This window comes from Parabacteroides bouchesdurhonensis, from assembly GCF_900186615.1.
Classification (GTDB): Bacteria; Bacteroidota; Bacteroidia; order Bacteroidales; family Tannerellaceae; genus Parabacteroides; species Parabacteroides bouchesdurhonensis.
The window spans coordinates 1,732,636-1,758,521 of sequence record NZ_LT896588.1 but is presented as its reverse complement, the minus strand read 5'-3'; the positions used below and the strand labels follow the sequence as shown (position 1 = coordinate 1,758,521).

Genomic DNA, 25,886 nt, shown 5'->3' with positions numbered 1-25,886 from the left:
AATTTACTTGAATCTTATTAAGTATTTTGTATATTTTATTTCATCAAATGTATACGGTTGATCTTCCGGGACTGTCACTTTACGTTTAGCTCCTTCCGGTTTTATCTGTTTTTCCACCGTAATTACCACACCATTCTCGTCTGCCGATTTCAGCACGCCGGTTTGCTTCGTTCCGTTCTTCAGCAACATTTCAACTTCGTTGCCTACATTTTTGGTATATTGTCGAAGTACTTTAAACGGAGAAGTAATACCTGCCGATCCAACTTCAAGTTCGTAATCTTCCACATCTCGATCCAGATGTTCTTCCAGATACCGGCTCAATTCTGCGCAATCATCAATGCAAACAGCCTCATCATTATCAATCTCGACAATAATAAGGTTTCCAGGTTTAATCACTACGTCTACTAAAAAATTGTCGGAAGTGGCTAATTTTTCCTCTACCAACCGGATTACTACGTTCTTTTCAATCATATACAAACAGTTGAGAACAAAAGGAGGGGACTGCCCGCCCCCTCCTCATCTTCGCTTAATCGCTTGCAAATATACAAATTGTCAGCGACTTTACAAAGAATCGTATGTTTTTTTCATTATATTTCCACTTTAAATCGTGTTCTCATATTCTGTTTTTTGTTCCACCAGCATGAAACACTTGTTCCATCAGCTTGAAACATTTGTTCCATCGGGATGAAACACTTGTTCCTTCGGCATGAAACAAAAGTTTCACCGGCATGGAACAAAATGAAACTGCTATTCTGACTGATTCATTCGTTTATTTCAACGATTATGCGTAAGTTTGTCCCCCGAATATAAAAGGGGTGCTTGTACCGATTCTTTTCAATACAGGCTGAGATTACACCCATTGAACCTGATACGGATAATGCCGGCGCAGGGATTTTAATCAACATTCACTCCTCCACTATTCACCATTTCGTTTTACACACAACAAGGCAAAAGGATGAAAAGTGTTTTAATTGTAATGGCCGCTTCACTGGCCGTTTTTCACGCTCAAAGCAAATCTCAGGAAACAATAGATTCCCTGAAAGTTTATAAAGATGTATCATTGGATGAAGTGGTAATAACAGCCACCAAGGCAGGAAAAGAAACGCCTGTAGCTTATAGCGACATCTCCGGACAAGAGTTAAGGCAAAGAAATGACGGACAAGGTATTCCGTATCTTATTTCACTATCTCCGTCTGTTATTATGACGTCCGACGCAGGAACAGGCATCGGCTATTCCGGTTTCCGGATTCGAGGCACGGATGCAAACCGGATCAATATCACGATAAACGGCGTCCCGGTAAACGACTCCGAATCGCATACTGTATTTTGGGCAAATATGGCAGACATGGCATCTTCGGTGGAATCTATCCAGATTCAACGGGGAGCGGGCACATCCACCAACGGGGCGGCCGCTTTCGGGGCTACTGTTGCCATGCAAACCGAGAAACCGTCATTACAGCCTTACGGCGAATATTCAATATCCGCCGGTTCTTTCGGGACTCTCAAACATACTGTGAAAGGAGGAACAGGATTGCTTTACGACCATTTTGCTTTCGACGCCCGCTATTCCAACATACGCAGTGACGGTTTTATCGACCGCGCTTTTGCCCGCATGGGTTCATATTATGCCTCTGCCGCTTTCTATGCAGACAACACGTTGATTAAGTTTCAGGCATTCGGGAACAGTGAAACTACTTACCAGGCGTGGAATGGCGTACCTTCTTATCTGCTAAACACAGACAGGACCTATAACCCTTGCGGGGAATATGAGGAAGACGGAGTAAAGAAATTCTATAGCAACCAAACCGATAATTACTGGCAACATAATTATCATTTGATGGCCAGCCAGCGTTTAGGCGATTATTGGAATATGAACTTAACCCTTCATTATACCGACGGAAACGGCTATTATGAAGATTATAAATCTAACGCTAAATACGCAAGCTACAAGCTACCCGAATATATTGATCCGGAAGGAAATACGGTAAAGAAGACCGACCTTGTGAGACGTAAATGGCTGGATAATAATTTCTATGGAGCTGTTTTCAGTGCCAATTACCAACGCAGGAATACGCGCCTCGCTTTAGGTACTGCCGTAAACAATTATACGGGCGACCATTTCGGGCGGGTAATATGGACAAAGAAAGCAAATTCTTTGCCGCAACCGGATTACGAATATTACCGCAATACCGGAAAGAAACTGGACTATAATGTATATGCCAAGCTAACCCAACACCTTTCACGGTTATTTACCGGTTATCTGGATATGCAGTATCGAGGCATTCACTATACCATAAAAGGAAGTGACGACAAGGCGGGAGAAGGTTTGGATATAAATAAGAATTGGAACTTCTTCAACCCGAAAGCCGGAGTCAATTTCCAGCACAAAGGCCATAACGCATTTGCGTCCTTCTCGGTAGCACACCGTGAACCTAACCGGGATAACTTCACCGAAGCCGGCCCGAATGAGCGGCCTGCGCATGAAACATTATACGATTATGAAGCCGGATATAGTTTCACGCATTCCCGTTTTCACATCGGGGCGAACCTTTATTTCATGGATTATAACAACCAGCTTATCCTGACAGGAAAAATCAGTGAGATAGGCGAAGCGCTCACTTCCAATATAAAGGACAGTTACCGTATGGGTATTGAACTGACAGCCGGGGCCATCATCACTAAATGGCTGCGATGGAATGGAAATGTAACCTTAAGTCAAAATAAGATCAAACATTTTACAGAAACCGTAAGCAATCTGGACAGTAATGAAAATCCGATACCCGGAAAAGAAGAGGTTAGTTTCTATTTGGGAACTACCAATATCGCATTTTCTCCCGGTATAATAGCAAACAGCATGTTCGATTTCAACTTGAAGAATTTCTCTGCAAGCTTCAATTCGCAATTTGTAGGCCGGCAGTATCTGGATAATACATCCTGCAAATCCCGTTCTATTGATCCTTATTTTATCAATAGTTTGCGCGTAGGTTATATTATCAATCCGAAATTCTTAAAAGAAATAGGATTGGACGTCAGTATCAATAATTTGTTTAATACAAAATACGAAACAAACGGAAATGTGTATTCTTCCATTATTGACGGTGAACGGCAAGATTATGCCTCTTATTTTACACAGGCAGGCACCAATGTTATGGCAAGAGTAACACTTAAATTTTAATGTCAACGGTCAAAAATGTCAACGGTCAACTTCTTTGAATATTTCGGCGTCATAACCGGCTTGCTTTATCTCATTCTCGAGATAAAACAACACCGGGCCATGTGGATAGTAGGATTCCTGACGTCCCTTGTTTATGTCTTCGTTTTTTTCTTCTCCAAGATATATGCAGACATGGGGCTTAATATCTATTATGTGGCCATCAGTATTTATGGCTTTTTGCAATGGTCCAGGAAGAAAAAAGAAGTTCTCCCGGAAGAAAATAAAACTCCTTCCGAAAGGATTATTTACCGGCATCTGACGTTTCCTCTTGCAGCAGCCATCGGCGGTTCGTTACTTGTGGTCTTTTTTATCCTTTGGTATATCTTGAATAATTTCACAGATTCCCCGATTCCGATAGGCGATGCTTTTACCACCGCAATCGGCATTATCGCCACATGGATGCTGGCGCGACGCATCATTGAACACTGGATATTCTGGATAGTAGCCAATATCATCTCCGTATATCTTTACTATTTACGCGGGCTTTATCCCACAATGTTTCTTTATATTTGCTACGCCTTATTGGCCATAGCCGGTTGGTACACCTGGAAAAAGAAAGGAATCAGGACAAATGAAGATGCTTTATGATTGTATAATAGTAGCCAATGGCAGTTTTCCATCCGCACAATTGCCATTGGATTATCTGCACAACGCACCTGTTGTGATTGCTTGCGACGGAGCTGTTCAAACGCTTCACGACAAAGGCATAACACCTTCTGCCATCATTGGCGATATGGACAGTATTCCTGCTTCATTAAAAGAGTTGTATGCAGACCGGATTCATATTGTGGAAGACCAGGAAATAAACGACCTGACAAAATCTGTTTATTACGCTCACCAAGCCGGATACAAACGGATTCTGATACTTGGTGCAACCGGATTACGGGAAGACCATACGCTAGGTAATATTTCTTTGCTTTTGGAATATGCGCCTCTGTTTGAACATATAGAAATGCTTTCCGACTACGGTAGATTTATTCCAATACTACGAACAACAACTTTGTCCAGTAGCCCCAAACAACAAGTTTCCATTTTCCCGATGTATCCATATGGAGAAATAAGCACCGAAGGTTTACGCTGGCCTATCAATCACAGAACACTCACAGCCTGGTGGCAAGGCACATTAAACGAGGCAACCGGTGATAAATTTACTGTTTTTCTTTCACCGGAAACCCGAGTCATAGTTTATATGCAGAATCAAAATTAAGCTGTCGGCACTCCATATTGGGAAGGAGTAACGCCATATTGCTCCGTAAAACGTTTCCGGAAAGTAGCAACATCATTGAAACCAACCATTTCCGCCACTTCCTGAACGGTATATTGTTGCGTAAGTATCAACTCGGAAGCTTTCTTTAAGCGAATTGTACGCGTAAGCTCCAGAATACTGCTATCAGAATATTGTTTCATTTTGCGGTATAAAGTTGGCAAACTCATGTTTAACGAATCAGCTAAAACCTTTGAGGCAAAAGTGGGATCGTCCAAATGCTTTTCTATATTCTTTATCACCAAATCCATAAATGGATTGGCCTGTATATTATTATCAGCCGGCTGCTGCACGTCATTTGCTTCTGCCGAATCTATCGCGGGCGCGTTAGCAAAATATTTCCACAATTTCTCACGACGCTTTAATAAGCTATTAACTTTACTACGAAGTATTTCTATATCAAACGGCTTCGTAATATAATCGTCGGCACCGGCTTCAATTCCGGTTAAAACATCCTTATTCTCAACTTTTGCCGTTAGCATGATAACAGGGATATGCGCCGTACGATGGTCTTGTTTTATCTCCCGGCATGTTTCAAATCCGTCTTTACCGATCATCATTACATCACAAAGGATAATATCCGGTAATTGTTCAAAGGCTACTTTTATTCCTTCTTCTCCATTACGCGCTTCAAGCATCTGATATTCGTCATTAAAGATACGCTTCAAGAACCATCTGATCTGATCACTATCGTCTATTACCAACAATTTCTTTCCCGTTACTTTCTTTCTCGGTACAATCTGGATTAAATTAGCAATATCTTCTTTCTGGCGATCATTCAGTTTCACAAGATCACACTCCGGTTCTACGAATTCGACACGAAGATCCATTAAATGTTGTTTACCCAGCGGAATATATAATGTATAAACAGTTCCATTGTCGTTGTTTTCATGCTCATATATACCTCCGATATTATTAATCATATCGACAATTTGCTTTAATCCACGATGCACGCCTTCTTGTTCATTCAATCCTTCGTCCTGAACAGACAAACAACAATATGCCTTGTTATCTTTACGAACAACCGAAATATTCAATGCCACCTTACCGAAACAAAAAGTATTTTTAAACGCGTTCGTCAACAAAGTGCGTAAAGCGTATTCTATCTTACGACGATCAAGCCAAACCCATAACACATCAATTTCTGTATTCACACAGAAATCAATATTATTCATAGAAACCCAGTCTACAAACAGATCACATATCTGACGTGAAATCTCTATCATATCATAACGCGCAATACGTAGATAATCAGCTATATCGTTATTCCGGCCAGTACCAATAAGCTGGTCTGCCAAATCTTGCAAAGCTAAAGTATTACGATAAGCAGACAGAAGGTGAGTAGACAAATCTTCCTCCGAATTCCTTTTTTGTACGATTAATGATAATGAGCCCAAAATCAAAGATAACGGAGTACGCATTTCATGAATTGTTTCAACAAAAAAACTATCATGCATAAGCTCCGCTTCTTTTATTCTCCGCTGGGCATCTTCTTCTTTTTCAGAAACCTCACGTATGATTGCATCATTTTCCTTAATCTTTGAAACCAATAATTGCTCCAACTCCCGCTTATTTCCGGCTAAAGTGGATATAGCCATTTCTTCTTCCTCAACTTTCCTGGTCAAATCATCATTGGTTATTTTTAATTCGGCATTAGCATCTTTAAGTTCTTCTAATTCTATTTTTAATTTTTCATTTTCTTCTTGTACTTTCACGAAAAAGGAAACAATAGATTTCTGCCGAAACGCATAAAAGAACACTGCTATACAAAAAAAGGTCAATAAAACGATTAGTGTTATTTCCATAAGAATAAAAGTATGAGTATTCGTAATAAAATAAACAATAAAGTATCTATCCTATTTATATGGGAAACAAAGGTGTAAATAAAAATCTGATTAAAAAAAGAGAAAAGTAAAAATATCAAAAATTCAATTAAATACGAATCATAACCAAACAATTTAAAACAATATTATTAAAATCATCAATTTGAAATAAATGCCCGCTAAAATAAAACATATAACATCATTTCAAAAAATCATTTTCAATAATATCAAGTGACATAAATGCAACCCATAAAGAACATTTTAGCACCTCTATTTGATATTTTTACAACCATAAGCAACATTATTAACATTTTTTGCCACCTTTCCTCAAAATATTCTTCATTTTTATTTGGAAGTAAAAATATAGTATATACATTTGCAGAAGAGGAAGCCGGATTGAAGGTTGGAATTCAACGCAAGAAGAATAGTAGTCTTTATATTTGGTCAAATCTGCATCACAGCGTTATAGGGTAAATTCATAAGGTAAATAAGGGGCATGTAAAAGGGTAAAATTTCACAAATCACTTATTTAAAGCAGTTTTATAGTTTAGAGTAACTGTGTCCATTCGGTCTGTTTTCCAGAAAAGAAAACACAGTGACGATAAAGTTGCTTTTATTGGTTTTAGTTAGAAAATAACTTATCGCAAAACAACTCCTAAGTCTACCGACCTCCAAACGTTGTAATAAAAATTCGGATTAATAACGAATTAATTTTCGAGCGAAAATGTAAAGGAAGGCAAGTTTTTGCCTGTATATGCCGAGAATTAAAAATTAAATTCTTAGCTCTATTGTAAGTTTTGCTAAAATTATACTGTAAAAACAGCCATGCAAATCCTACAATTCAGTTAATAAAAATAGACCCTCAATTTTTTTATATGCATAAAGGCGTACGTTCGGAGTGATCCGCGTGTGCGCCGTTTTTTTATACTCCAACAGTAAAAACAGAAACTAACTGGTAAAAAACTAGGATAACCAGTATCATATGCCTACCAATTATCCCAGTCATATAATTATGTAACCTCACGGTTATGTTAATTAGGTTTTGTTTGCATCATTAAGGATTTCTGCAAACAAGAGTCATAGGGTAAAATTTCACAAATCACTTTGCTTATTTGTTATGCAAATATATAAAGAGAGATTTCTACAAGAAGAATGTATTTATATCATTTAATAGAGGTATTCTTATCATTTTTCTATAAAAAGACAAAACTCATACATTTTTGCCACAAAAATACAGGTTTCTGTATCAGATTATAATATCGGGAAGTATTATCAGGCACAAAGTAAAAACAATTCCAAAAATCATGCAATCATTTCCAGTCATTAACAAAACAAAAAAGCCAACAAGTAAATACTTGTTGGCTTTTACTGTAGCGAGACCCGGGATTGAACCGGGGACCTCATGATTATGAATCATGCGCTCTAACCAGCTGAGCTATCTCGCCATTCATTTCGTAATTGACGCTGCAAAAGTAGAGGTTATTTTTATACTATGCAACATTTAAATGCAAAAAATCATTTATTTTCGACGGTTTTGGAGTAATTGCCTAAACAAGAGAAGTCTTTTCATTGATTTTTATTGGCATTATCAAAATCTTTTATGTATCTTGCTGCGCAATAAACAGTGTGACCGATGAAGAAAGAAAAGTTTCATGTCGAATACATTTTTGATAAAGTATCCAGAAGAAGTTTGTGGAACCACCTCACCACTCCACCAGGTTTATCTGCTTGGTTTGCAGACGATGTCCTAGTCAACAATAACACCTACACATTTGTATGGAATAAAGAACGGGCAGATGCGGAAGTACTTTCAATAAAGCCGGAAATCAGCATACGTTATCGATGGCTGGAAGAAGAAGACGAAAATGCTTACTTTGAATTTATAATACACACTGTAGAACTCACCGGTGCAACATCTCTTGAAATAACCGACTATGCAGAACCCAACGAAAAATCAGATAGCATCGATTTATGGGATTCACAGGTAGAAGAATTAAAACGCACGCTCGGTATTTAGGGTAGTTTTAGAGAAATCGTAAGGTTAATATCGTTTTTTGCACTACTTTTGCCATTTCAATAGAATAAAGGCAATGTTAAGAATAAAACGATTATATACATTTATGCTGCAGACGTTCCTGCCGTTGTTCTTAATGACTTTCGGTATATGCCTGTTTATCGTATTAATGCAGTTTCTCTGGCGATATATAGACGATATGGTAGGAAAAGGGCTTGGCGTTCCCGTACTTGCAGAAATGTTTTTATATGCCGCTCTATTTTTAGTGCCAATGGCTCTTCCGCTCGCTATTCTATTAGCTTCATTAATGACTTTCGGCAATTTAGGGGAACGCTTGGAATTATTAGCCATGAAATCGGCCGGCGTATCGCTTATACGCATCATGAAACCCCTTATTATCACTATCTCCTTTATATGTGTGGGTGCTTTCTATTTTCAGAACAATGTAATGCCCGTTGTACAAGTCAAACTATATACGCTGTTATATTCAATGCGTCAGAAATCTCCTGAGCTGGATATCCCTGAAGGCACGTTCTATAAAGACATTCCCAATTTCAACGTATATGTACGTCAGAAAGACAACGCAACCGGCTTACTGAAAGACATGATGATCTATGATTTTTCGGAAGGATTCAATAATGCCAGAGTTATTCTTGCCGATTCCGGACGATTAAAAACATCAGCCAACAAATTATTCCTCATCCTGTCTCTATACAATGGAGAATCTTTTGAGAACCTGAAAAACCAAACAACTACCGCCAAGAGCAAAGCGGCAATTCCTTACCGCAGGGAAAGTTTTAAGACAAAAGATATTCTGATAGAATTTGATGCGAACTTTAACCGTACGGATGAGTTATTCATGCAAAACCAATCTATGGGTAAAAAGCTGAACGATCTGCAAACCTCTATTGATTCGATGACTGTACGTTTGGATAGTATCAAAAACATTAACTCAAAAGCGATCTATGACAATTCATACAAAAAATCTTTAAATACCAATCCTAGCCAAATTGCCAACGAAAAAAAAGAAGAAAAAGAAGAGCCTGTCATCATTATGAATTTCGACAGCTTATATCAAGCACAGACACCCAGTTCAAAAGCCAGTTTGTTGGCAAGAGCCAGGTCTTCTATTGAAAGCACGAAAAGCGAATATTACTTCAAAGCGGCAACTATTGGCGACGAAGCCTATAAACTCCGACGTCATATAACAGATTGGCATAAAAAATTCACCTTATCTTTTGCCTGCCTGGTCTTCTTCTTTATCGGCGCACCATTAGGAGCTATTATAAGAAAAGGAGGATTAGGTGTACCTGTCATTATTTCGGTAATCTTATTCATCTTCTATTACATTATTGATAATATCGGATTTAAAATGGCACGCGACGGTATTTGGCAAGCATGGGAAGGTATGTGGTTAAGTTCTGCCGTATTAGCGCCTTTAGGCATATTTCTTACTTATAAAGCAGTTAATGATTCTGTGATATTGAATGCCGACACTTATCTGAATGCACTGAAGAATCTGATAGGAAAGCGATCAGGACGTAAAATTGAGAAGAAAGAAGTCATTATATTCAACCCGGATTATAACGGGTTGATTCCGCGTCTTGAAAAACTGGCAGCAAACAGTAATATTTATCTGGCAGGACATAAACATTGGCTGAATTATATCAAATTCTGGGAACAGGGAGGAAAAGACCATGCGGCAGAAGAACTAGCGACCGAAATGGAAAATATCATAGAAGAACTCTCCAACTCCGATCAGAATCTGGTACTGAACAAGTTGATGGATTACCCAATCATTGGAGGCTATAACCAATTGAATACAAAAATAAGCGGGAAAACCGGATTGATAATAGGCTTTTTCTTTCCTATTGGTATTCCTGTATATCTGATTGCCACTTATCAACGAAAGTTGTTGCGCCATGACGTTCAGACTATTCAGAAAACCAGCCAGGAGTTAACATCCATAATAAAGAATTATTGTAAAGATTAAAAACGAAAAATATGAGCGAAATCAAGTTAGACACCATTGAAGAAGCTATTGAAGACTTCCGTGAAGGAAAGTTTTTAATTGTAGTAGACGATGAAGATCGTGAAAACGAAGGCGACCTTATTATTGCAGCAGAGAAGGTGACACCTGAGAAGATTAACTTTATGTTAAAACATGCCAGAGGTGTTTTGTGTGCTCCTATTACAGTTTCACGCTGTAAAGAATTAGATTTACCACACCAGGTTACAGATAATACATCCGTGTTAGGTACGCCGTTTACGGTTACCATTGATAAATTAGAAGGCTGTACAACCGGTGTTTCTGCCGCAGACCGCGCAGCTACAATCCAGGCATTAGCTGATCCGGATTCAAAACCGGAAACATTCGGCCGTCCGGGACATATCAATCCTTTATACGCTCAGGAAAAAGGAGTATTACGCCGTGCCGGTCATACGGAAGCGACCATCGACATGGCGCGTCTGGCAGGACTTTATCCGGCGGGAGCATTGATGGAGATTATGAATGAGGACGGCACAATGGCCCGTTTGCCGGAATTGCGCAAATTGGCCGATGAGTTTCATATTAAACTCATCTCTATTGCCCAGCTGATTGCTTACCGTTTGCAACAAGAATCAATCGTGGAACAAGGCGTTGAAGTAGATATGCCTACCCAATACGGACACTTCCACCTGATTCCGTTCCGTCAGAAAAGTAATGGACTGGAACATATTGCCATCATTAAAGGAGAAATCAATTCGGACGAACCCGTTTTAGTTCGCGTTCACTCATCCTGCGCTACAGGAGATATTTTCGGTTCTTTGCGTTGCGATTGTGGCGACCAGCTTCATAAAGCGCTTCAAATGATTGAGAAAGAAGGAAAAGGCGCTGTGATCTACCTGAATCAGGAAGGACGAGGCATCGGCCTGATGGAAAAGATGAAAGCCTATAAACTGCAGGAAAACGGCATGGACACGGTAGAGGCAAATATCTGTCTGGGGCACAAAGCCGACGAACGTGATTATGGCGTAGGCGCACAGATATTACGTCATATAGGCATACACAAAATGCGCCTGATGAGCAATAATCCCGTAAAACGCGTAGGTCTGGAAGCTTATGGATTGCAAGTTGTTGAGAATGTCCCGATTGAAGTTTCTCCAAACCCATATAACGAGTTTTATATGAAGACAAAGAAGGAACGTATGGGACATGTGTTACATAATATCAAATAATTAGCAAAACGTTGCAACGATTCTAATTATTGATTAATTTTGTCGTATCAATATAAAATAACCTATACAAAAAGCAGTGTCATGACACAAGTTTCAGATCGTTTAGCAAGTTTATCGCCCTCTGCAACATTGGCGATGTCTCAAAAGAGCAATGAACTCAAAGCTCAAGGTATCGATGTTATCAACCTGAGTGTGGGAGAACCGGACTTCAACACCCCCGACCACATCAAGGAAGCAGCCAAACAGGCGGTAGATGATAACTTTTCACGTTATTCTCCTGTACCGGGCTATCCGGCCTTACGCAATGCTATCGTTGCTAAGCTGAAAAACGAAAACGGATTGGAATATACAGTCAATCAGATCTCTTGCGCGAACGGTGCTAAACAATCCGTTTGTAATACAATCATGGTACTGGTAAATCCGGGAGACGAAGTTATTATACCTGCCCCTTTCTGGGTAAGCTATCCGGAAATGGTAAAGCTGGCAGAAGGTAAACCGGTGATTGTTCCGGCTGGTATCGAACAAGATTTCAAAATCACTCCGGCACAACTTGAGGCAGCGATCACTCCAAAGACAAAGGCATTAATTCTTTGCTCTCCTTCCAATCCTACCGGCTCTGTATATAGCGCGCAAGAATTGGCAGGTTTAGCTGACGTATTGAAAAAACATCCGGATATTATCGTCATTGCCGATGAAATTTATGAACATATCAATTACATCGGTAAGCACAACAGCATTGCTTCTGTAGAAGGTATGAAAGACCGCACTGTTATCGTAAACGGCGTTTCCAAAGCATACGCTATGACAGGATGGCGCATTGGCTTTATTGCCGGTCCGGAATGGATAGTTAAGGCCGTTAACAAACTACAGGGACAGTACACTTCCGGTCCTTGCTCCGTATCTCAGAAAGCAGCCGAAGCCGCTTATACAGGCACGCAAGTTCCGGTTGAAGAAATGCGTAAAGCATTCGAACGCCGTCGTGACCTGATCGTTAATCTGGCAAAAGAAGTTCCGGGCTTTGAAGTAAACAAACCGGAAGGCGCTTTCTACCTGTTCCCGAAATGCAGCTATTATTACGGCAAGACAGACGGTACACGTAAAATTAACGACGCCGATGATTTGGCAATGTATCTTCTGGAAGTTGCTCATGTAGCCTGTGTTGGCGGTACATCTTTCGGAGCTCCTGAGTGTATCCGCATGAGCTATGCAACCAGCGATGAAAACATTGTTGAAGCTATCAAACGGATCAAAGAAGCTTTGGCCGCATTGAAATAAACTTATTCCTATATACAAAAAATAAAAGGCATGCAGAAATTCTACATGCCTTTTATAATTATATAGAAACCTATTATTAGTCTACATTCAAAGTAACACGTTTGAAAGCAACTACTGTCAGTTCTTTGTTTGCCGAATGCAGATACTGTTCGATAGTCTGCTTAGCATCCTTAACGAACTCCTGCTGCAACAAGGTATTTTCTTTGTAATATTTCTGCAAAGCACCTTGAGCGATACGATCTAACAAGTTTTCAGGTTTACCTGCTTCACGAGCTTTATCCTTTGCTATTTCCAATTCCTGGTCGATAATGTTCTGCGGAACTTCCTCCGGACGAACAGAAACCGGGTTCATAGCTGCAACCTGCATAGCAATATCGCGAGCCATCTGATGTTCAACATTAGCCTGGTTGAAAGCAACAACCGTAGCCAGTTTGTTTCCCGGGTGGATATAAGACACTGTCAACTCTCCGTTAACGAATTCGTAAGAGCCCAGCTCCATCTTTTCACCTGTTACACCAACACGATCCGTGATATGTTCCTGAATAGAACGGCCGTCTGCCAACGGAGCAGCCAGTAAATCTTCTTTTGTTGCCGGTTTCTTATCCATTGCAACATTTAAAATATCTTGAGTCAAAGCAATGAATTCAGCATTCTTTGCAACAAAATCCGTTTCACATTTCAAAGCAACAACTGCAGCGAATCCGCCTTTGTCAGCCGCCAAGACACAACCCTCAGAAGCTTCACGATCTGAACGTTTAGCGGCAACTGCCTGACCTTTTTTACGGATGATTTCCATTGCCTTGTCGAAATCACCATTAGCTTCTTCCAAAGCTTTCTTGCAATCCATCATTCCAGCACCGCTCATTTTGCGCAGGTGAGAAATATCAGCCATTGTAACTGCCATAATCTTTATTTTTTTAATTATTACTATTTGTAGTTGGTAGTTAGTAGGAATTGGTTATCGGCTATAGAATATAATGATTGTATTTTCTACTAACTACTAACTACCAACTACTTAAAAAACGATGTGCCAACCAGCTGCATAACCAAAAGTTAACCGCATAGTAGACACACCGCAATATTAAGAATGAATTATTCTTCTATATCCTTAGCGAACTTGTCGGCAACTTTAGCGTTCAACGCTTCGTCGTCTTCCTTCTTCGTACGTTCTTTCTTTACAGCCGATTTAGCTTTACGTTCCTTTTTAGGAGCGTCTTCACCAGCAGCTTCCGTATCGATTTTCTCTGCTTTGCGTTCCTGCAATCCTTCATTCATTGCTTCGCAAATAGCGCCCAAGATTACTTCTACTGATTTAGTAGCATCATCGTTAGCCGGTATTACGTAATCAATATTGCTAGGATCCGAGTTAGTATCTACCATACCGAATACAGGAATACCCAAACGGTTAGCTTCACGAACTGCAATATGTTCTTTCATCACGTCAACAACAAACAAAGCGGATGGCAGACGGGTAAGGTCTACAATAGAACCTAATGTCTTTTCCAACTTAGCGCGTTGGCGAGTGATTTGAAGTTTTTCTCTCTTAGATAAATTATCAAATGTACCGTCTTTTGTCATCTTATCGATGGTAGTCATCTTCTTGATAGCTTTACGGATAGTAGGGAAGTTTGTCAACATACCACCCGGCCAACGTTCGATAACGTAAGGCATACCAACAGAAGAAGCCTTATCGGCGACAACTTGTTTAGCTTGTTTTTTGGTAGCAACGAAAAGTATTTTCTTACCTTGTTTAGCCAAGTTTTTCATTACTTCTGCTGCTTCGTCTACTTTAGCAACTGTTTTATATAAATCAATGATATGAATACCATTGCGCTCCATAAAGATATAAGGAGCCATAGCTGGATTCCACTTTCTTTTCAAGTGTCCGAAGTGTACTCCGGCTTCTAATAACTGATCAAAATTAACTCTTGACATTGTTTGTTTTCTTAAATCGTTTACATTCTTTTGATTAACTCAATCATCAGGTAGTCCTCCGACATGTCTGCATGCAAAAGAAATCCCGACAATTTAGATACTAAACGCTTTGCTTTACTTGTAAGGGACTCACAAATAATATTAACGTTTACTGAACTGGAATCTCTTACGAGCTTTTGGACGTCCTGGTTTCTTACGTTCAACAGCACGCGGGTCACGGGTAACAAAGCCTTCTGCTCTCAATGCAGGCTTATCTTCCGGATTGATTTTTATCAATGCACGGGCGATTGCCAAACGAGCGGCTTCAGATTGTCCTTTAAAGCCTCCGCCATCAAGGTTGATCTTTATATCATATTGTTCTGCAACATTCAGTTTTGCAAGTGGTTGCTTTACAATGAACTGAAGAATTGTAGAAGGAAAATAATTAGCAAGATCACGCTTGTTGATAGTAATTTTTCCTGTACCTTCGCTTACGAATACGCGAGCAACTGCTGCTTTACGTCTTCCTATTGCATTTACTACTTCCATTGTGATTATTTATATGAGTTTATATCGATTAATTTAGGCTGCTGAGCTTCGTGCTTGTGTTCTGTACCTGCATAAACATACATATTGTTCAGTAATTTAGCACCTAAGCGATTCTTTGGCAACATACCTTTAACTACTTTACGGAACAGACGGTCTTCACCTTTCTTCATCAGATCGGCTGGCGTATATTCAATCTGTCCACCGGGATATCCGGTATATCTCAAATAAATACGATCGTTCATCTTGTTACCAGACATAACGATTTTGTCTGCATTGATGATAATAACGTTATCACCACAGTCAACGTGCGGAGTGAAATTGGGTTTGTACTTACCGCGCAAAAGCTTAGCCACCTTTGCACACAGACGACCTAAAGTCTGTCCTTCTGCGTCAACAATGACCCATTCTTTGTTTACAGTTGCTTTATTTGCAGAAATGGTCTTAAAACTTAAAGTATCCACTGCTTAAAATTTAAATAATTAATAACTCAAAAAACTACTTAGCCACATTGCCGCTACGGACACATGAAGCAACAATGCGCTAAGAACTAAACTCTTAGTATAATTTGACAATAATCGGCTTGCAAAGGTACGTCTTTTATTCGAAATACAAAACTTTTCCACATCTTTTTCCAAAGCAAACGTATCCGGAATATTCTATCACATAGATAAAAAGAGAGTCTTGCCGGATAAAACAGTATAGAACCTATTTATTCTCCATAAACCGTAGCGATTCACTTATTCTTGCTATTTTTGTATATGGATGCTTAAAACATAAAACAAAGAAATAATTTGGCGTAAAAAGTTTCATGCTGATGAAACTTTTGTTCCTCCGACTTGAAACACTTGTTCCATCAGCATGAAACAGTTGTTCCTTCGGGATGAAACATTTGTTCCATCAGGGTGAAACTTTTGTTTCATCGGCATGGAACAAAATGGAACAAATCTTCATTGAAATCTTCATTGACTGGTTTTAAAACCTTACAATCTCATTTTTATCATTACCTTTACGACATCTATATAAAAGCAAGTCTTATTTAAATCTATATAATATATGAAAAGCAAACTGATACTTGCCATTGTCTTTTGTATCTGCGTCTCCTTTGTGGGATATAGTCAGAGCAGTACGTTCGAATCATTGAAATTCCAGAGTAAAAAACTGGGAAAAGAAGTCTCCTACTCTATTTACCTTCCTTCGGATTATAACACATCCTCAAGGAATTATCCGGTACTTTATTTATTACATGGATATACGGACGATGAAACCATGTGGCTACAAGCCGGTGAGGTGAAAACCATAGCCGACCGCGCCATTGAAGACGGAGACGCGGCCCAGATGATTATTGTCATGCCCGATGCCTGGGATACATTTTACATTAACCAATATGACGGGAAAGCATCTTATGAAGACATGTTCTTTGAAGAACTCATCCCATATATCGAAAAGACGTACAGGGCAAGGCCTAAAAAGGAATATCGCGCCGTGGCAGGTCTGTCTATGGGAGGATATGGTTCTTTTATTTACTCATTACATCACCCGGATTATTTCGCGGCTTGCGCCCCGTTAAGTGCTGCCGTTTTCGACGATCAGGTAATGAAACAGAGGCAGGAAAACACGCACAAAGATTTGTTTGCGCGCCTGTATGGTCCGGGATTGAATCATTGGCATAAAAACAGTGTATTACAAATCCTGTCGGAACTAACTCCCGACAATCTGCCTCAAGTACGTTATTATATAGATTGCGGAGATAAAGACGCATTACTAGACGGTAACTTCCAAGCCCATAAACTTATGCAACAGAAAGGAATACAACACGAATTCAGGGTACATGGCGGCGGTCATACCTGGACATATTGGCGTACGGCCTTGCCGGAGGTTCTTAAATTCATAAGTGTATCTTTCCGGAGAGCTTGAAGATTTTAATGAAGGAAGCTGTCGCAAAAGTCAAAACAAAGACTTGGCACAGCTTCTTTTTTTAGTATTAGCGGAAGAAATAACCTAAAGAAAACGTAACATTGTTTTGATATACAGACGTTTCACCGGGACGTTTGGTTGCCCTCCGGTCCAGTGCTCCGCAAAAAGCATCTATAGAGAAAAAGAAATTGCTATATTCCACACCCAAACCCAGTTTAACTCCCAGGTCAAAAGATTTCAGGTCTTTATCTTCCGTTGTCCCAAATAATATATCCGTGTCTGTCTCCTTATTCTTCATCTTACCAAAAAGAGAAAAGTCAAAAGCCGGACCTGCCAATATACTAAAGCGGACATCCGTAAACAAGAAAGTATAAGCCAAGTTTACAGGAACTTGTATTGAATAATAAGAACATTTGTTCAGATAAGCCATTTCATCCATTTGCGGTGCAGAATAATAAGAACCGCCCTGATTGACAAAGGCTATCTCAGGACGAAGAGAGAATCTTTTATATAAAGGTATGTCAGCCAGACCGGCCACGCTAAAGCCGAAGCGGGCACCGGATTCATATTCGTCATTCACTTTCTGTATTAATGAAGAATAAGCTCCACCGAAACGCACACCATATGTAACTTTGGCAGCAACAGGCATCACCAGCAATACAACAAGTAACATCAACCCTATTTTGCGCATAAATACCTTCATATTAATTCCTCTTTAATGCAGGCAAATATACATATTTCCACAGGCAGCAAATCGTTTTAATCATATTTTAATATTCAGAAGAATGATTTTTACTTTTTTGCAGTACCTTTACTTCCCTAATTTGAAAGTTATATTCACTCATGGAGCCATTTATACATTTACACGTACACACCCAGTATTCATTACTTGACGGACAAGCATCCATTGATGCTTTAATAGACAAAGCATATAATGACGGGATGCGGGCGATTGCCGTAACAGACCATGGCGTTATGTTCGGCATAAAAGAATTCTTTAATAAGGTAAATAAAAAGAATGGGAAGCCTTTAGGCATTATCAAAGATTGCGAAAAAGAACTCAAAACCATACGGGCCAAAGAAGAGCAAAGCGAAGAAGACAAGCAACGGATCGCCGAACTTGAAAAACAGATTGCAGATGCCAAAGCGTCCATTTTTAAACCGATTATCGGCTGTGAGTGTTATTGTGCCCGTAACGGACGTGAGATCAAAAACACAAAAGAAGATCGTAGCGGCTGGCATCTTATTGTATTGGCTAAAAACCTGAACGGATATAAAAACCTCATTAAGATGGTTTCCATTTCGTGGACGGAAGGTTTTTACGGACGTCCGCGTATCGACAAAGCTTTATTGGAAAAATACCATGAAGATTTAATTGTATGTTCGGCTTGCCTGGGAGGAGAAATTCCGCAACACATTATGAACGGAAGGATAGACAAAGCCGAAGAATCCGTTTTATGGTTCAAAAAGTTGTTTGGCGATGATTACTATCTTGAAATGCAGCGCCATGAAACACACAACCCGAATGCCGATTGTACAACATACCCAAGGCAACAGGAAGTAAACAAGGTATTGATTGAACTGGCCCACAAACATAACATCAAGCTGATAGCAACGAATGACGTCCATTTTGTAAACGAAGACGATGCCGAAGCACACGACCGTCTTATCTGCCTCAGCACCGGAAAAGACCTGGACGATCCGAACCGTATGCGTTATACGAAACAGGAATGGATGAAAACAACTGCAGAAATGAATGCCATTTTTGCGGATATTCCGGAATCGTTGCACAACACGCTTGAGATAGCCGACAAGGTTGAGTTTTATTCCATCGACCATGGCCCTATCATGCCTACATTTGCTATCCCCGAAGACTTCGGCACGGAAGAATCTTACAGACAAAAATTCACGGAGAAAGACTTGTTTGATGAATTCACACGTGATGAGAACGGGAACGTCATATTAAGCGAAGAAGAAGCGCACTCCAAAATTAAAAAGCTGGGAGGTTATGAAAAGCTCTACCGTATCAAACTGGAAGCCGATTATTTGCGTAAGCTGACTTACGATGGAGCAAAGATATGTTACGGAGAAAATTTGTCCGATGAAGTAGAAGAGCGGTTAAATTTCGAGCTTCACATCATGAAGACGATGGGTTTCCCCGGATATTTCCTTATCGTACAAGATTTTATTAAAGCGGCTCGTGAAGAACTGGGAGTATCGGTAGGTCCGGGACGTGGTTCAGCCGCCGGTTCAGCCGTAGCCTATTGCTTGGGTATTACCCGGATTGACCCTATTAAATACGATTTACTGTTTGAACGTTTCCTGAATCCGGACCGTATCTCCCTTCCTGATATTGATACAGACTTCGATGATGACGGACGTGGAGAAGTGTTGCGCTGGGTAACCGACAAATACGGAGCCGAACGTGTAGCACATATTATCACCTATGGAACGATGGCAACAAAGTCGGCTATAAAGGACGTTGCCCGTGTACAAAAATTACCATTATCAGAATCAAACCGTCTTGCCAAATTAGTTCCGGATAAGATTCCGGATATGAAAAAATTCAAACTAAAAGATGCTATTGAATATGTACCCGAATTAAAAGAGGCGGCAACGGGCAACGATGTTTTAGCCAAAGATACATTAAAATACGCTCAGAAGCTGGAAGGCAACGTACGTAATACGGGTGTACATGCTTGTGGCGTCATCATTGGCCGTTACGACATATCAGATGTAGTTCCTGTAAGTACGGCAAAAGACAAAGATACCGGTGAAGAAATGCTGGTTACCCAATATGAAGGCTCTGTTATTGAAGAAACAGGGCTTATCAAAATGGACTTCCTGGGGTTAAAGACCTTATCCATCATAAAAGAAGCTATTGAAAATATAGAGCGGACCACCGGACATGTATTAGATATAGATCATATAAGTCTGGAAGATTCCAAGACTTTTGAACTTTATTGCGCAGGCAAAACAACCGGAACTTTCCAGTTTGAATCGGCCGGCATGCAGAAATACCTGAAAGAGCTACAGCCTTCCAAGTTTGAAGACCTGATTGCCATGAATGCCTTATACCGTCCAGGACCAATGGACTATATCCCTTCTTTTATTGCCCGTAAGCAGGGAAAGGAAGAAATCAAATATGACATTCCGGTGATGGAACGTTATTTGAAAGACACCTACGGCATTACGGTCTACCAGGAACAGGTCATGCTTCTTTCCCGCTTATTAGCAAACTTTACTCGTGGTGAAAGTGATGCTTTACGTAAAGCAATGGGTAAGAAACTCATCGAGAAGATGAACCACCTTAAATCCAAATTCCTGGACGGAGGCAAAGCGAACGGATATAAAGAAGAGACATTAAATAAAATATGGGCTGACTGGGAAAAGTTTGCATCCTATGCTTTCAACAAGAGCCATGCTACCTGTTATTCATGGGTAGCTTATCAAACAGCATACCTAAAGGCTAACTATCCGTCGGAATATATGGCCGCCGTACTAAGCCGGAGTTTATCCAATATTGTGGATATTACCAAATTTATGGATGAATGCAGGGCTATGGGGATTCAAGTATTAGGGCCTGATGTAAACGAATCTATCCTGAAATTCAGTGTCGATAAAAACAAAAACATTCGTTTTGGTTTAGGCGCGATCAAAGGTGTGGGTGAAGCCGCCGTACAGAATATTATTGATGAACGGGAAAAGAATGGCCCGTTCAAAAACATTTTCGACTTTGTTGAACGTGTAAGTTTAACGGCATGCAATAAGAAAAACATTGAATCACTGGCTTTGGCAGGAGCATTCGATAACTTCGGCATTCAACGTGAACAATTTTTTGCCGAAAGCCTTAAAGGAGAAATATTCCTGGAAACGCTCGTTCGCTATGGCAACAAATATCAAAGCGACAAAAATACAGCATCCAATTCTTTATTCGGAGACGACAACTTCGTTGCCATAGCCAAACCGGAAATACCCCAATGTGAACGCTGGAGTGATCTGGAAAAGCTAAATAAAGAAAAAGAGTTGGTAGGAATTTACCTTTCAGCACACCCGTTAGATGAATACCGTATTATACTATCGTATGTATGTAATACAGGCATGGCAGAAATCGGTGACAGAGAAAGTCTGAAAGGCCGTGAACTGCTATTAGGAGGTATAGTGACCGGTTTCCGTGAAGGCACAACGAAGATAGGAAAACCGTATGGTATCCTTAAAATAGAAGATTTTACAGGAAGTGGCGAAATTGCTCTGTTTGGTAACGACTATATTGAATACAGTAAATATGGCAAAATGGGAATGTACCTGTTAATTAATGCCCGTATGGAACCCCGTCGCTGGAAAGAAGACGAATTGGATTTCCGTATCGGCTCTATACGTTTGCTACAGGACGAAAAAGACAAACTGATAGAACGTATCAGCATCACAGTGCCGATACATGATTTGGACGAACCAACTATCAATGAGTTATCTGTTTTGATAAAAAATAATCCGGGCAATAGCTTACTATATTTTAAAGTTGTGGATGGAAAACACAATGTATCCCTCAACCTGTTCTCCCAGAATGTAAGATTAAACGTAACACGCGACTTAATTGATTTTCTGAAAGAGAACGAAAATATTGACTTTAAAATAAATGAATAATATTGTAAAGTGTAGAAAGAATTTGTACTTTTGGCTCGCTATTACAGAATAAAACAGAGAAAAAACATTAAAATTAATATAGTATGGCTTTACAGATAACAGATGAGAATTTCAATGAATTAGTAAATTCAGGAAAGCCCATGGTACTTGATTTCTGGGCGGAATGGTGTGGTCCTTGTCGTATGGTATCTCCTATCATCGACGAGTTGGCAACCGAGTATGAAGGACGTGTAACAATCGGAAAAATGGATGTAGACAATAACAACGATGTAGTTGGTGAATTCGGCATTCGTAATATTCCTACTGTACTTTTCTTCAAAGACGGCAAAGTTGCAGACAAAATTGTAGGAGCTACCACTAAAGATAAATTCATTGAAAAGATAGAAGCTTTGCTTTAATCATCATTCAGGCAAAAAACAAGAGGTAAAAGTCCGTTTGACTTTTACCTCTTGTTTTTTATACCTCTCAACATATGCCGTTTACCCGGAGGACCGGGCAGCCGGCTCATTTCAAATCCTGCTGCTTCCATTTCCCTGCGAACTGCCCCTTTAGCACAATAAGTCACAATCATTCCCCCCGGCATCATGCAGGTAAATAATCGGTCATAGACACTTCTCCTCCACATTTCAGGCTGCTTTTCCGGTGCAAACGCATCAAAATAAATAAGGTCAATATCTGTAGGTAATTCACAAGTATTACCGTCTCCTTCTATTTTATGTAAACTAAAATTCCCGGTTATCTTAACCGGTGTATTCCATTCCGCAGCATGTAAAGCATGAAATAAATCTTTATGTCCAGGCCATATCACCTCTCCGTAATTCAAGGATTGAACAGTTTCCATATCTAAAGGATATAACTCTACCGAGAAATAATCAATAGTATGATTGTTATTCTGTTCCACGTCTTGCAAAGTAAGAAAAGCATTTAGCCCCGTGCCAAAGCCTATTTCCAAAATGCGAACAGGTCCTTTCTGTATATGATGTAATCCTGCCTCAAGAAAAACGTGTTTCGATTCCTGTACTGCTCCATTCACTGAATGATAATGCTCATTTATGGAAGGAACAAATAGTGTATGGCTGCCATCCGCAGTAAATTGTAACTCTCTTTTAATTCTATCTTCTTGCATATTGCAAAAGAACTAAAAAATCACTTCTTAACAAATGTATTTCAAAAAATTATAGACTTAGAAACCTATTGTTTTTTAGATATTTTTATTATGTATCATATAAATAATATGTACATTTGCGTAGTAATTACAATTAGACATAAATGCGAATGAGTTTCAGGCGGCATATACTAATATTATTTTCCACACTTTGTATCTTATTTGTTGGGATACAAACACATGCCTCAGAGACAAGTCCTATTTTAATTATCAGCTCATATAATCCCGACACAAGAAATACAACTCAGAATATTTCAGAGTTTATGGAAGAATACAAGCTATTAGGCGGTACTTCTCCTGTTATTATAGAAAACCTTAACTTTAAAAGCTTACCGGAAGCTCCTCAATGGAAGGAACGAATGAGATTGCTTTTAAACAAACATCAAGGTAGCCAAAGGCCAAAACTTATCATTATATTGGGACAAGAAGGATGGTCCGCATATATTTCCCAAGACAGTTTAAGCACAAAAGATATTCCGGTTTTATGCGGAATGGTAAGTCGTAATGCTATCATTCTACCGGATTCCTCCCAAAATCTAAGTGAATGGGAACCCGAAAGTATCGATATCCAAGAATATATTGACAAAGGGCTACATGTGTCCGGATTTATTTATCATTATGATATTTATGAAAACATTAAATTAGCTCAGAAATTATATCCGTCTACCAAGCACATTGCACTAATTACGGATAATAGTTATGGAGGTTTAGCGCTTCAATCTTTAGTAAAAAAAGAGATGAAGAAATTTCCGGAGCTCAGCTTCACAGAATTAGATGGACGAAAAAACAACTTATACACGATTATAGAACAGATAAAAGAGCTACCGGAAGAAACTGTCATTTTATTAGGGACTTGGCGTGTAGACGAAAATGACGGATATTATGTAAGTAACGCGACTTACACAATGATGTCTGCAAGACCAAACATTCCGGCATTTACGCTTACATCTATAGGATTAGGACACTGGGCTATTGGCGGATATATCCCAAAATATCGCAGCATAGGTAAAGATTTAGCCAAACAAGCAGTCGACATACTTGAAAAAAGAACAGCATACGATGATATTCAAGCGCAGGTAATACCGAATTATTATGCTTTTGACGTTAAGAAATTAAAGGAACTCAATATAAACCGGGATCTGCTGCCTAAAGGCTCTACTTTGATTAATGAGGAACAAAGTTTGCTTATTAAATACAAGTATGAGATATTACTGCTTGTTATCAGCATTTTGTTGATATTCCTCATCACCGTTTTTTATTTCTTCCTTCGCACCAACAGGTTAAAGGATAAATTATTGGACTTGCAGAAAGACAATATCTTAATCCTAAACAACATACAAGCTTCCATTCAGTTCATAAATCCGGATTATACTATTAAATGGGAGAATCAAATGCGATATTGTTGTAAACCGGAAAACGGGGAAGACCATTGTTTTATGAAGAAAGACAGTGTTCCGCCCTTTTGCCATGAATGTTCCGTAACAAAAGCAATAGAAACAAAACAGCTCGTAGAAATTACAAAAGAATGTACTCCGGGCAGATATGTTCACATTTTATCAAATCCGATATTAGATAAAGAAGGGAACGTAATCGGAGTCATACTCAAAAAAGAAGATGTCACCAAACAGAAAGAGGCTGAAAATGAACTGAGAGAGGCAAAAGAAAAAGCAGAACAATCAGACCGCTTGAAATCGGCATTTCTTGCCAACATGAGCCACGAAATCCGAACTCCGCTAAATGCGATTGTAGGCTTTTCCGGTTTGCTGATGAGTACGGATGATCCGTCCGAAAAAGAAGAATACATTAATATTATTAATAGCAACAACGATTTATTATTACAATTGATTAACGACATTCTTGATCTGGCAAAAATAGAAGCCGGTACTTTAGAGTTTATAGATTCGGATGTAGATGTAAACCAGCTATTTTCCGATATCGAGCAAACTTCGCGCCTGAAAGCGGCCGATGGCGTACAAATATCATTCGTAGAAAAGATTCCGCATGCCATTATTGTAACAGACCGTAATCGTTTGTCCCAGGTTATTACAAACTTCATCAACAATGCTATAAAATTCACGAAAGAAGGAAGCATCCAATTCGGCTACCATAAACAAGAAGATAGTATCTATTTCTTCGTGAAAGATACCGGATGCGGAATAGCGGAAGACCAGGTAGACAGTGTATTTAACCGCTTTGTTAAGTTGAACAGTTTCGCACAGGGAACCGGACTTGGTTTGTCTATTTGCCAGATGATTATAAAAAGACTTGGCGGAGAAATTGGTGTTAAGTCCAAGCTGGGAGAAGGTTCTACATTCTGGTTTACATTTCCTGAGAATGTACTTAAAATAAACAAGGAAGAGGCTGTAACAAAAAAGGTAAGCGTTGCGCCGGTAAGTCATTCAAGTCAAAAAGTTACATTATTAATAGCGGAAGATAATGATAGTAACTTCACATTATTAAATGCCATGCTAAAAGATTATAATCTGTTACACGCATGGAATGGACAAGAGGCTGTACAGCTATTTCAGAGCCATCATCCCGACATTATCCTTATGGACTTAAAAATGCCGGTAATGGATGGTTATAAAGCAACTGCCGAAATCCGCAAAGAAGATACAAATATTCCCATCATAGCCGTAACGGCTTTCGCCTTTGCCGAAGATGAAGAAAGAGTCAAGCAAAGCGGATTTAATGCTTATTTGGCGAAGCCTATCAAACCGTCGGAATTGAAGAAACTCATCAATTCTTTCATCCAAGAATGAAAGGACTGCTCTTTTGGAATAATAATTAACACGGATATATTTGCTTTATATTAATACCTTACAAAAAGGATTAATATTACAAATCGGTAAATCATATTTAAGAAATTTATACTGTAGTCGTTCTTATAG

The 25,886-nt window shown here is 39.4% G+C and carries 19 protein-coding genes, 1 tRNA gene and 1 riboswitch; of the genes, 11 read left to right on the top strand and 9 right to left on the bottom strand.

Features of this window, described 5'->3' with window-relative positions:
• Nucleotides 1-3: 3 nt before the first annotated feature.
• Complete coding sequence (gene rimP / locus C1721_RS07480) at nt 4-471, bottom strand: ribosome assembly cofactor RimP (RefSeq protein ID WP_102407809.1); 468 nt, start codon at nt 469-471, stop codon at nt 4-6.
• A gap of 330 nt (nt 472-801) precedes the next feature.
• A riboswitch (TPP riboswitch) is annotated at nt 802-910 on the top strand.
• 45 nt (nt 911-955) lie between these two features.
• On the opposite strand from rimP, the gene C1721_RS07475 reads away from it, so the two are divergent.
• From C1721_RS07475 to C1721_RS07465, 3 genes are read left to right on the top strand one after another with little or no spacing between them, the layout of a single operon-like run.
• The gene (locus tag C1721_RS07475; RefSeq protein WP_102407808.1) at nt 956-3,175 is read left to right on the top strand and encodes a TonB-dependent receptor; all 2,220 of its coding nucleotides are present in this window, start codon (nt 956-958) and stop codon (nt 3,173-3,175) included.
• A gap of 15 nt (nt 3,176-3,190) precedes the next feature.
• Nucleotides 3,191-3,802 (top strand): nicotinamide riboside transporter PnuC, encoded by a 612-nt coding sequence (gene pnuC, locus C1721_RS07470; RefSeq protein ID WP_102407807.1) that lies wholly within the window; start codon nt 3,191-3,193, stop codon nt 3,800-3,802.
• Nucleotides 3,786-4,421, top strand: a complete 636-nt coding sequence (locus C1721_RS07465; protein ID WP_102407806.1) for a thiamine diphosphokinase — start codon at nt 3,786-3,788, stop codon at nt 4,419-4,421. The genes pnuC and C1721_RS07465 overlap by 17 nt, the downstream gene beginning before the upstream one ends.
• Here C1721_RS07465 and C1721_RS07460 read toward each other — a convergent pair.
• Both C1721_RS07460 and C1721_RS07450 read right to left on the bottom strand, forming a co-directional pair.
• Complete coding sequence (locus C1721_RS07460) at nt 4,418-6,283, bottom strand: response regulator (protein WP_102407805.1); 1,866 nt, start codon at nt 6,281-6,283, stop codon at nt 4,418-4,420. The genes C1721_RS07465 and C1721_RS07460 overlap by 4 nt on opposite strands.
• A gap of 1,389 nt (nt 6,284-7,672) precedes the next feature.
• Nucleotides 7,673-7,746 (bottom strand) — tRNA-Met (locus tag C1721_RS07450).
• A gap of 188 nt (nt 7,747-7,934) precedes the next feature.
• Between C1721_RS07450 and C1721_RS07445 the strand changes: the two genes are divergently transcribed.
• The 4 genes from C1721_RS07445 to C1721_RS07430 all read left to right on the top strand — a co-directional run bounded on the left by C1721_RS07445 (nt 7,935) and on the right by C1721_RS07430 (nt 12,809).
• Nucleotides 7,935-8,318: an START-like domain-containing protein gene (locus tag C1721_RS07445; RefSeq protein WP_102407803.1), complete on the top strand. Its 384-nt coding sequence runs from the start codon at nt 7,935-7,937 to the stop codon at nt 8,316-8,318.
• 103 nt (nt 8,319-8,421) lie between these two features.
• Complete coding sequence (locus C1721_RS07440; RefSeq protein WP_102409314.1) at nt 8,422-10,308, top strand: LptF/LptG family permease; 1,887 nt, start codon at nt 8,422-8,424, stop codon at nt 10,306-10,308.
• An 11-nt stretch (nt 10,309-10,319) separates the two neighbouring features.
• Nucleotides 10,320-11,534 (top strand): bifunctional 3,4-dihydroxy-2-butanone-4-phosphate synthase/GTP cyclohydrolase II, encoded by a 1,215-nt coding sequence (locus tag C1721_RS07435; protein WP_102407802.1) that lies wholly within the window; start codon nt 10,320-10,322, stop codon nt 11,532-11,534.
• A gap of 81 nt (nt 11,535-11,615) precedes the next feature.
• The gene (locus tag C1721_RS07430) at nt 11,616-12,809 is read left to right on the top strand and encodes a pyridoxal phosphate-dependent aminotransferase (protein WP_102407801.1); all 1,194 of its coding nucleotides are present in this window, start codon (nt 11,616-11,618) and stop codon (nt 12,807-12,809) included.
• Between the two features lie 76 nt (nt 12,810-12,885).
• Here C1721_RS07430 and tsf read toward each other — a convergent pair whose 3' ends face one another.
• The 4 genes from tsf to rplM all read right to left on the bottom strand — a co-directional run bounded on the left by tsf (nt 12,886) and on the right by rplM (nt 15,733).
• A complete protein-coding gene (gene tsf / locus C1721_RS07425) occupies nt 12,886-13,713 on the bottom strand; it encodes a translation elongation factor Ts (RefSeq protein WP_102407800.1) in 828 nt (275 codons plus the stop codon).
• 188 nt (nt 13,714-13,901) lie between these two features.
• Entirely contained in the window at nt 13,902-14,744 is an 843-nt protein-coding gene (gene rpsB, locus C1721_RS07420; RefSeq protein ID WP_102407799.1) for a 30S ribosomal protein S2, read from the bottom strand.
• A 141-nt stretch (nt 14,745-14,885) separates the two neighbouring features.
• Entirely contained in the window at nt 14,886-15,272 is a 387-nt protein-coding gene (rpsI, locus tag C1721_RS07415; protein WP_102407798.1) for a 30S ribosomal protein S9, read from the bottom strand.
• A 5-nt stretch (nt 15,273-15,277) separates the two neighbouring features.
• Nucleotides 15,278-15,733 carry a 50S ribosomal protein L13 gene (gene rplM / locus C1721_RS07410; RefSeq protein WP_102407797.1) on the bottom strand — a complete coding sequence of 152 codons (456 nt, stop codon included), beginning with the start codon at nt 15,731-15,733 and terminating at the stop codon, nt 15,278-15,280.
• A 592-nt stretch (nt 15,734-16,325) separates the two neighbouring features.
• Here rplM and C1721_RS07405 point away from each other — a divergent pair.
• Nucleotides 16,326-17,186, top strand: a complete 861-nt coding sequence (locus C1721_RS07405) for an alpha/beta hydrolase (RefSeq protein ID WP_102407796.1) — start codon at nt 16,326-16,328, stop codon at nt 17,184-17,186.
• Nucleotides 17,187-17,253: 67 nt separating this feature from the next.
• On the opposite strand, the gene C1721_RS07400 is transcribed toward C1721_RS07405, so the two are convergent.
• Complete coding sequence (locus tag C1721_RS07400) at nt 17,254-17,877, bottom strand: porin family protein (RefSeq protein WP_102409312.1); 624 nt, start codon at nt 17,875-17,877, stop codon at nt 17,254-17,256.
• A gap of 152 nt (nt 17,878-18,029) precedes the next feature.
• On the opposite strand from C1721_RS07400, the gene dnaE reads away from it, so the two are divergent.
• Nucleotides 18,030-21,830, top strand: a complete 3,801-nt coding sequence (gene dnaE, locus C1721_RS07395) for a DNA polymerase III subunit alpha (protein WP_102407795.1) — start codon at nt 18,030-18,032, stop codon at nt 21,828-21,830.
• An 83-nt stretch (nt 21,831-21,913) separates the two neighbouring features.
• A complete protein-coding gene (gene trxA / locus C1721_RS07390; RefSeq protein ID WP_102407794.1) occupies nt 21,914-22,228 on the top strand; it encodes a thioredoxin in 315 nt (104 codons plus the stop codon).
• 44 nt (nt 22,229-22,272) lie between these two features.
• On the opposite strand, the gene mnmC2 is transcribed toward trxA, so the two are convergent.
• Nucleotides 22,273-22,956, bottom strand: coding sequence for a tRNA (5-methylaminomethyl-2-thiouridine)(34)-methyltransferase MnmC2 (mnmC2, locus tag C1721_RS07385; protein ID WP_102407793.1), 684 nt, complete (start codon nt 22,954-22,956; stop codon nt 22,273-22,275).
• Between the two features lie 143 nt (nt 22,957-23,099).
• Here mnmC2 and C1721_RS07380 point away from each other — a divergent pair, with 143 nt between their 5' ends.
• The gene (locus C1721_RS07380) at nt 23,100-25,757 is read left to right on the top strand and encodes an ATP-binding protein (RefSeq protein WP_420872719.1); all 2,658 of its coding nucleotides are present in this window, start codon (nt 23,100-23,102) and stop codon (nt 25,755-25,757) included.
• Nucleotides 25,758-25,886 lie beyond the last annotated feature (129 nt).

What these genes read in the sequence shown, in the direction of transcription:
- C1721_RS07430 (WP_102407801.1), top strand. Translation starts at nt 11,616, where the DNA reads ATGACACAAGTTTCAGATCGTTTAGCAAGTTTATCGCCCTCTGCAACA.
- C1721_RS07460 (WP_102407805.1), bottom strand. Translation starts at nt 6,283, where the DNA reads ATGGAAATAACACTAATCGTTTTATTGACCTTTTTTTGTATAGCAGTG.
- pnuC (WP_102407807.1), top strand. Translation starts at nt 3,191, where the DNA reads ATGTCAACGGTCAACTTCTTTGAATATTTCGGCGTCATAACCGGCTTG.
- C1721_RS07380 (WP_420872719.1), top strand. Translation starts at nt 23,100, where the DNA reads ATGCGAATGAGTTTCAGGCGGCATATACTAATATTATTTTCCACACTT.
- tsf (WP_102407800.1), bottom strand. Translation starts at nt 13,713, where the DNA reads ATGGCAGTTACAATGGCTGATATTTCTCACCTGCGCAAAATGAGCGGT.
- rimP (WP_102407809.1), bottom strand. Translation starts at nt 471, where the DNA reads ATGATTGAAAAGAACGTAGTAATCCGGTTGGTAGAGGAAAAATTAGCC.
- dnaE (WP_102407795.1), top strand. Translation starts at nt 18,030, where the DNA reads ATGGAGCCATTTATACATTTACACGTACACACCCAGTATTCATTACTT.
- C1721_RS07400 (WP_102409312.1), bottom strand. Translation starts at nt 17,877, where the DNA reads ATGCGCAAAATAGGGTTGATGTTACTTGTTGTATTGCTGGTGATGCCT.
- C1721_RS07440 (WP_102409314.1), top strand. Translation starts at nt 8,422, where the DNA reads ATGCTGCAGACGTTCCTGCCGTTGTTCTTAATGACTTTCGGTATATGC.
- C1721_RS07475 (WP_102407808.1), top strand. Translation starts at nt 956, where the DNA reads ATGAAAAGTGTTTTAATTGTAATGGCCGCTTCACTGGCCGTTTTTCAC.
- rpsI (WP_102407798.1), bottom strand. Translation starts at nt 15,272, where the DNA reads ATGGAAGTAGTAAATGCAATAGGAAGACGTAAAGCAGCAGTTGCTCGC.
- C1721_RS07435 (WP_102407802.1), top strand. Translation starts at nt 10,320, where the DNA reads ATGAGCGAAATCAAGTTAGACACCATTGAAGAAGCTATTGAAGACTTC.
- C1721_RS07465 (WP_102407806.1), top strand. Translation starts at nt 3,786, where the DNA reads ATGAAGATGCTTTATGATTGTATAATAGTAGCCAATGGCAGTTTTCCA.
- trxA (WP_102407794.1), top strand. Translation starts at nt 21,914, where the DNA reads ATGGCTTTACAGATAACAGATGAGAATTTCAATGAATTAGTAAATTCA.
- C1721_RS07445 (WP_102407803.1), top strand. Translation starts at nt 7,935, where the DNA reads ATGAAGAAAGAAAAGTTTCATGTCGAATACATTTTTGATAAAGTATCC.
- C1721_RS07405 (WP_102407796.1), top strand. Translation starts at nt 16,326, where the DNA reads ATGAAAAGCAAACTGATACTTGCCATTGTCTTTTGTATCTGCGTCTCC.
- mnmC2 (WP_102407793.1), bottom strand. Translation starts at nt 22,956, where the DNA reads ATGCAAGAAGATAGAATTAAAAGAGAGTTACAATTTACTGCGGATGGC.
- rpsB (WP_102407799.1), bottom strand. Translation starts at nt 14,744, where the DNA reads ATGTCAAGAGTTAATTTTGATCAGTTATTAGAAGCCGGAGTACACTTC.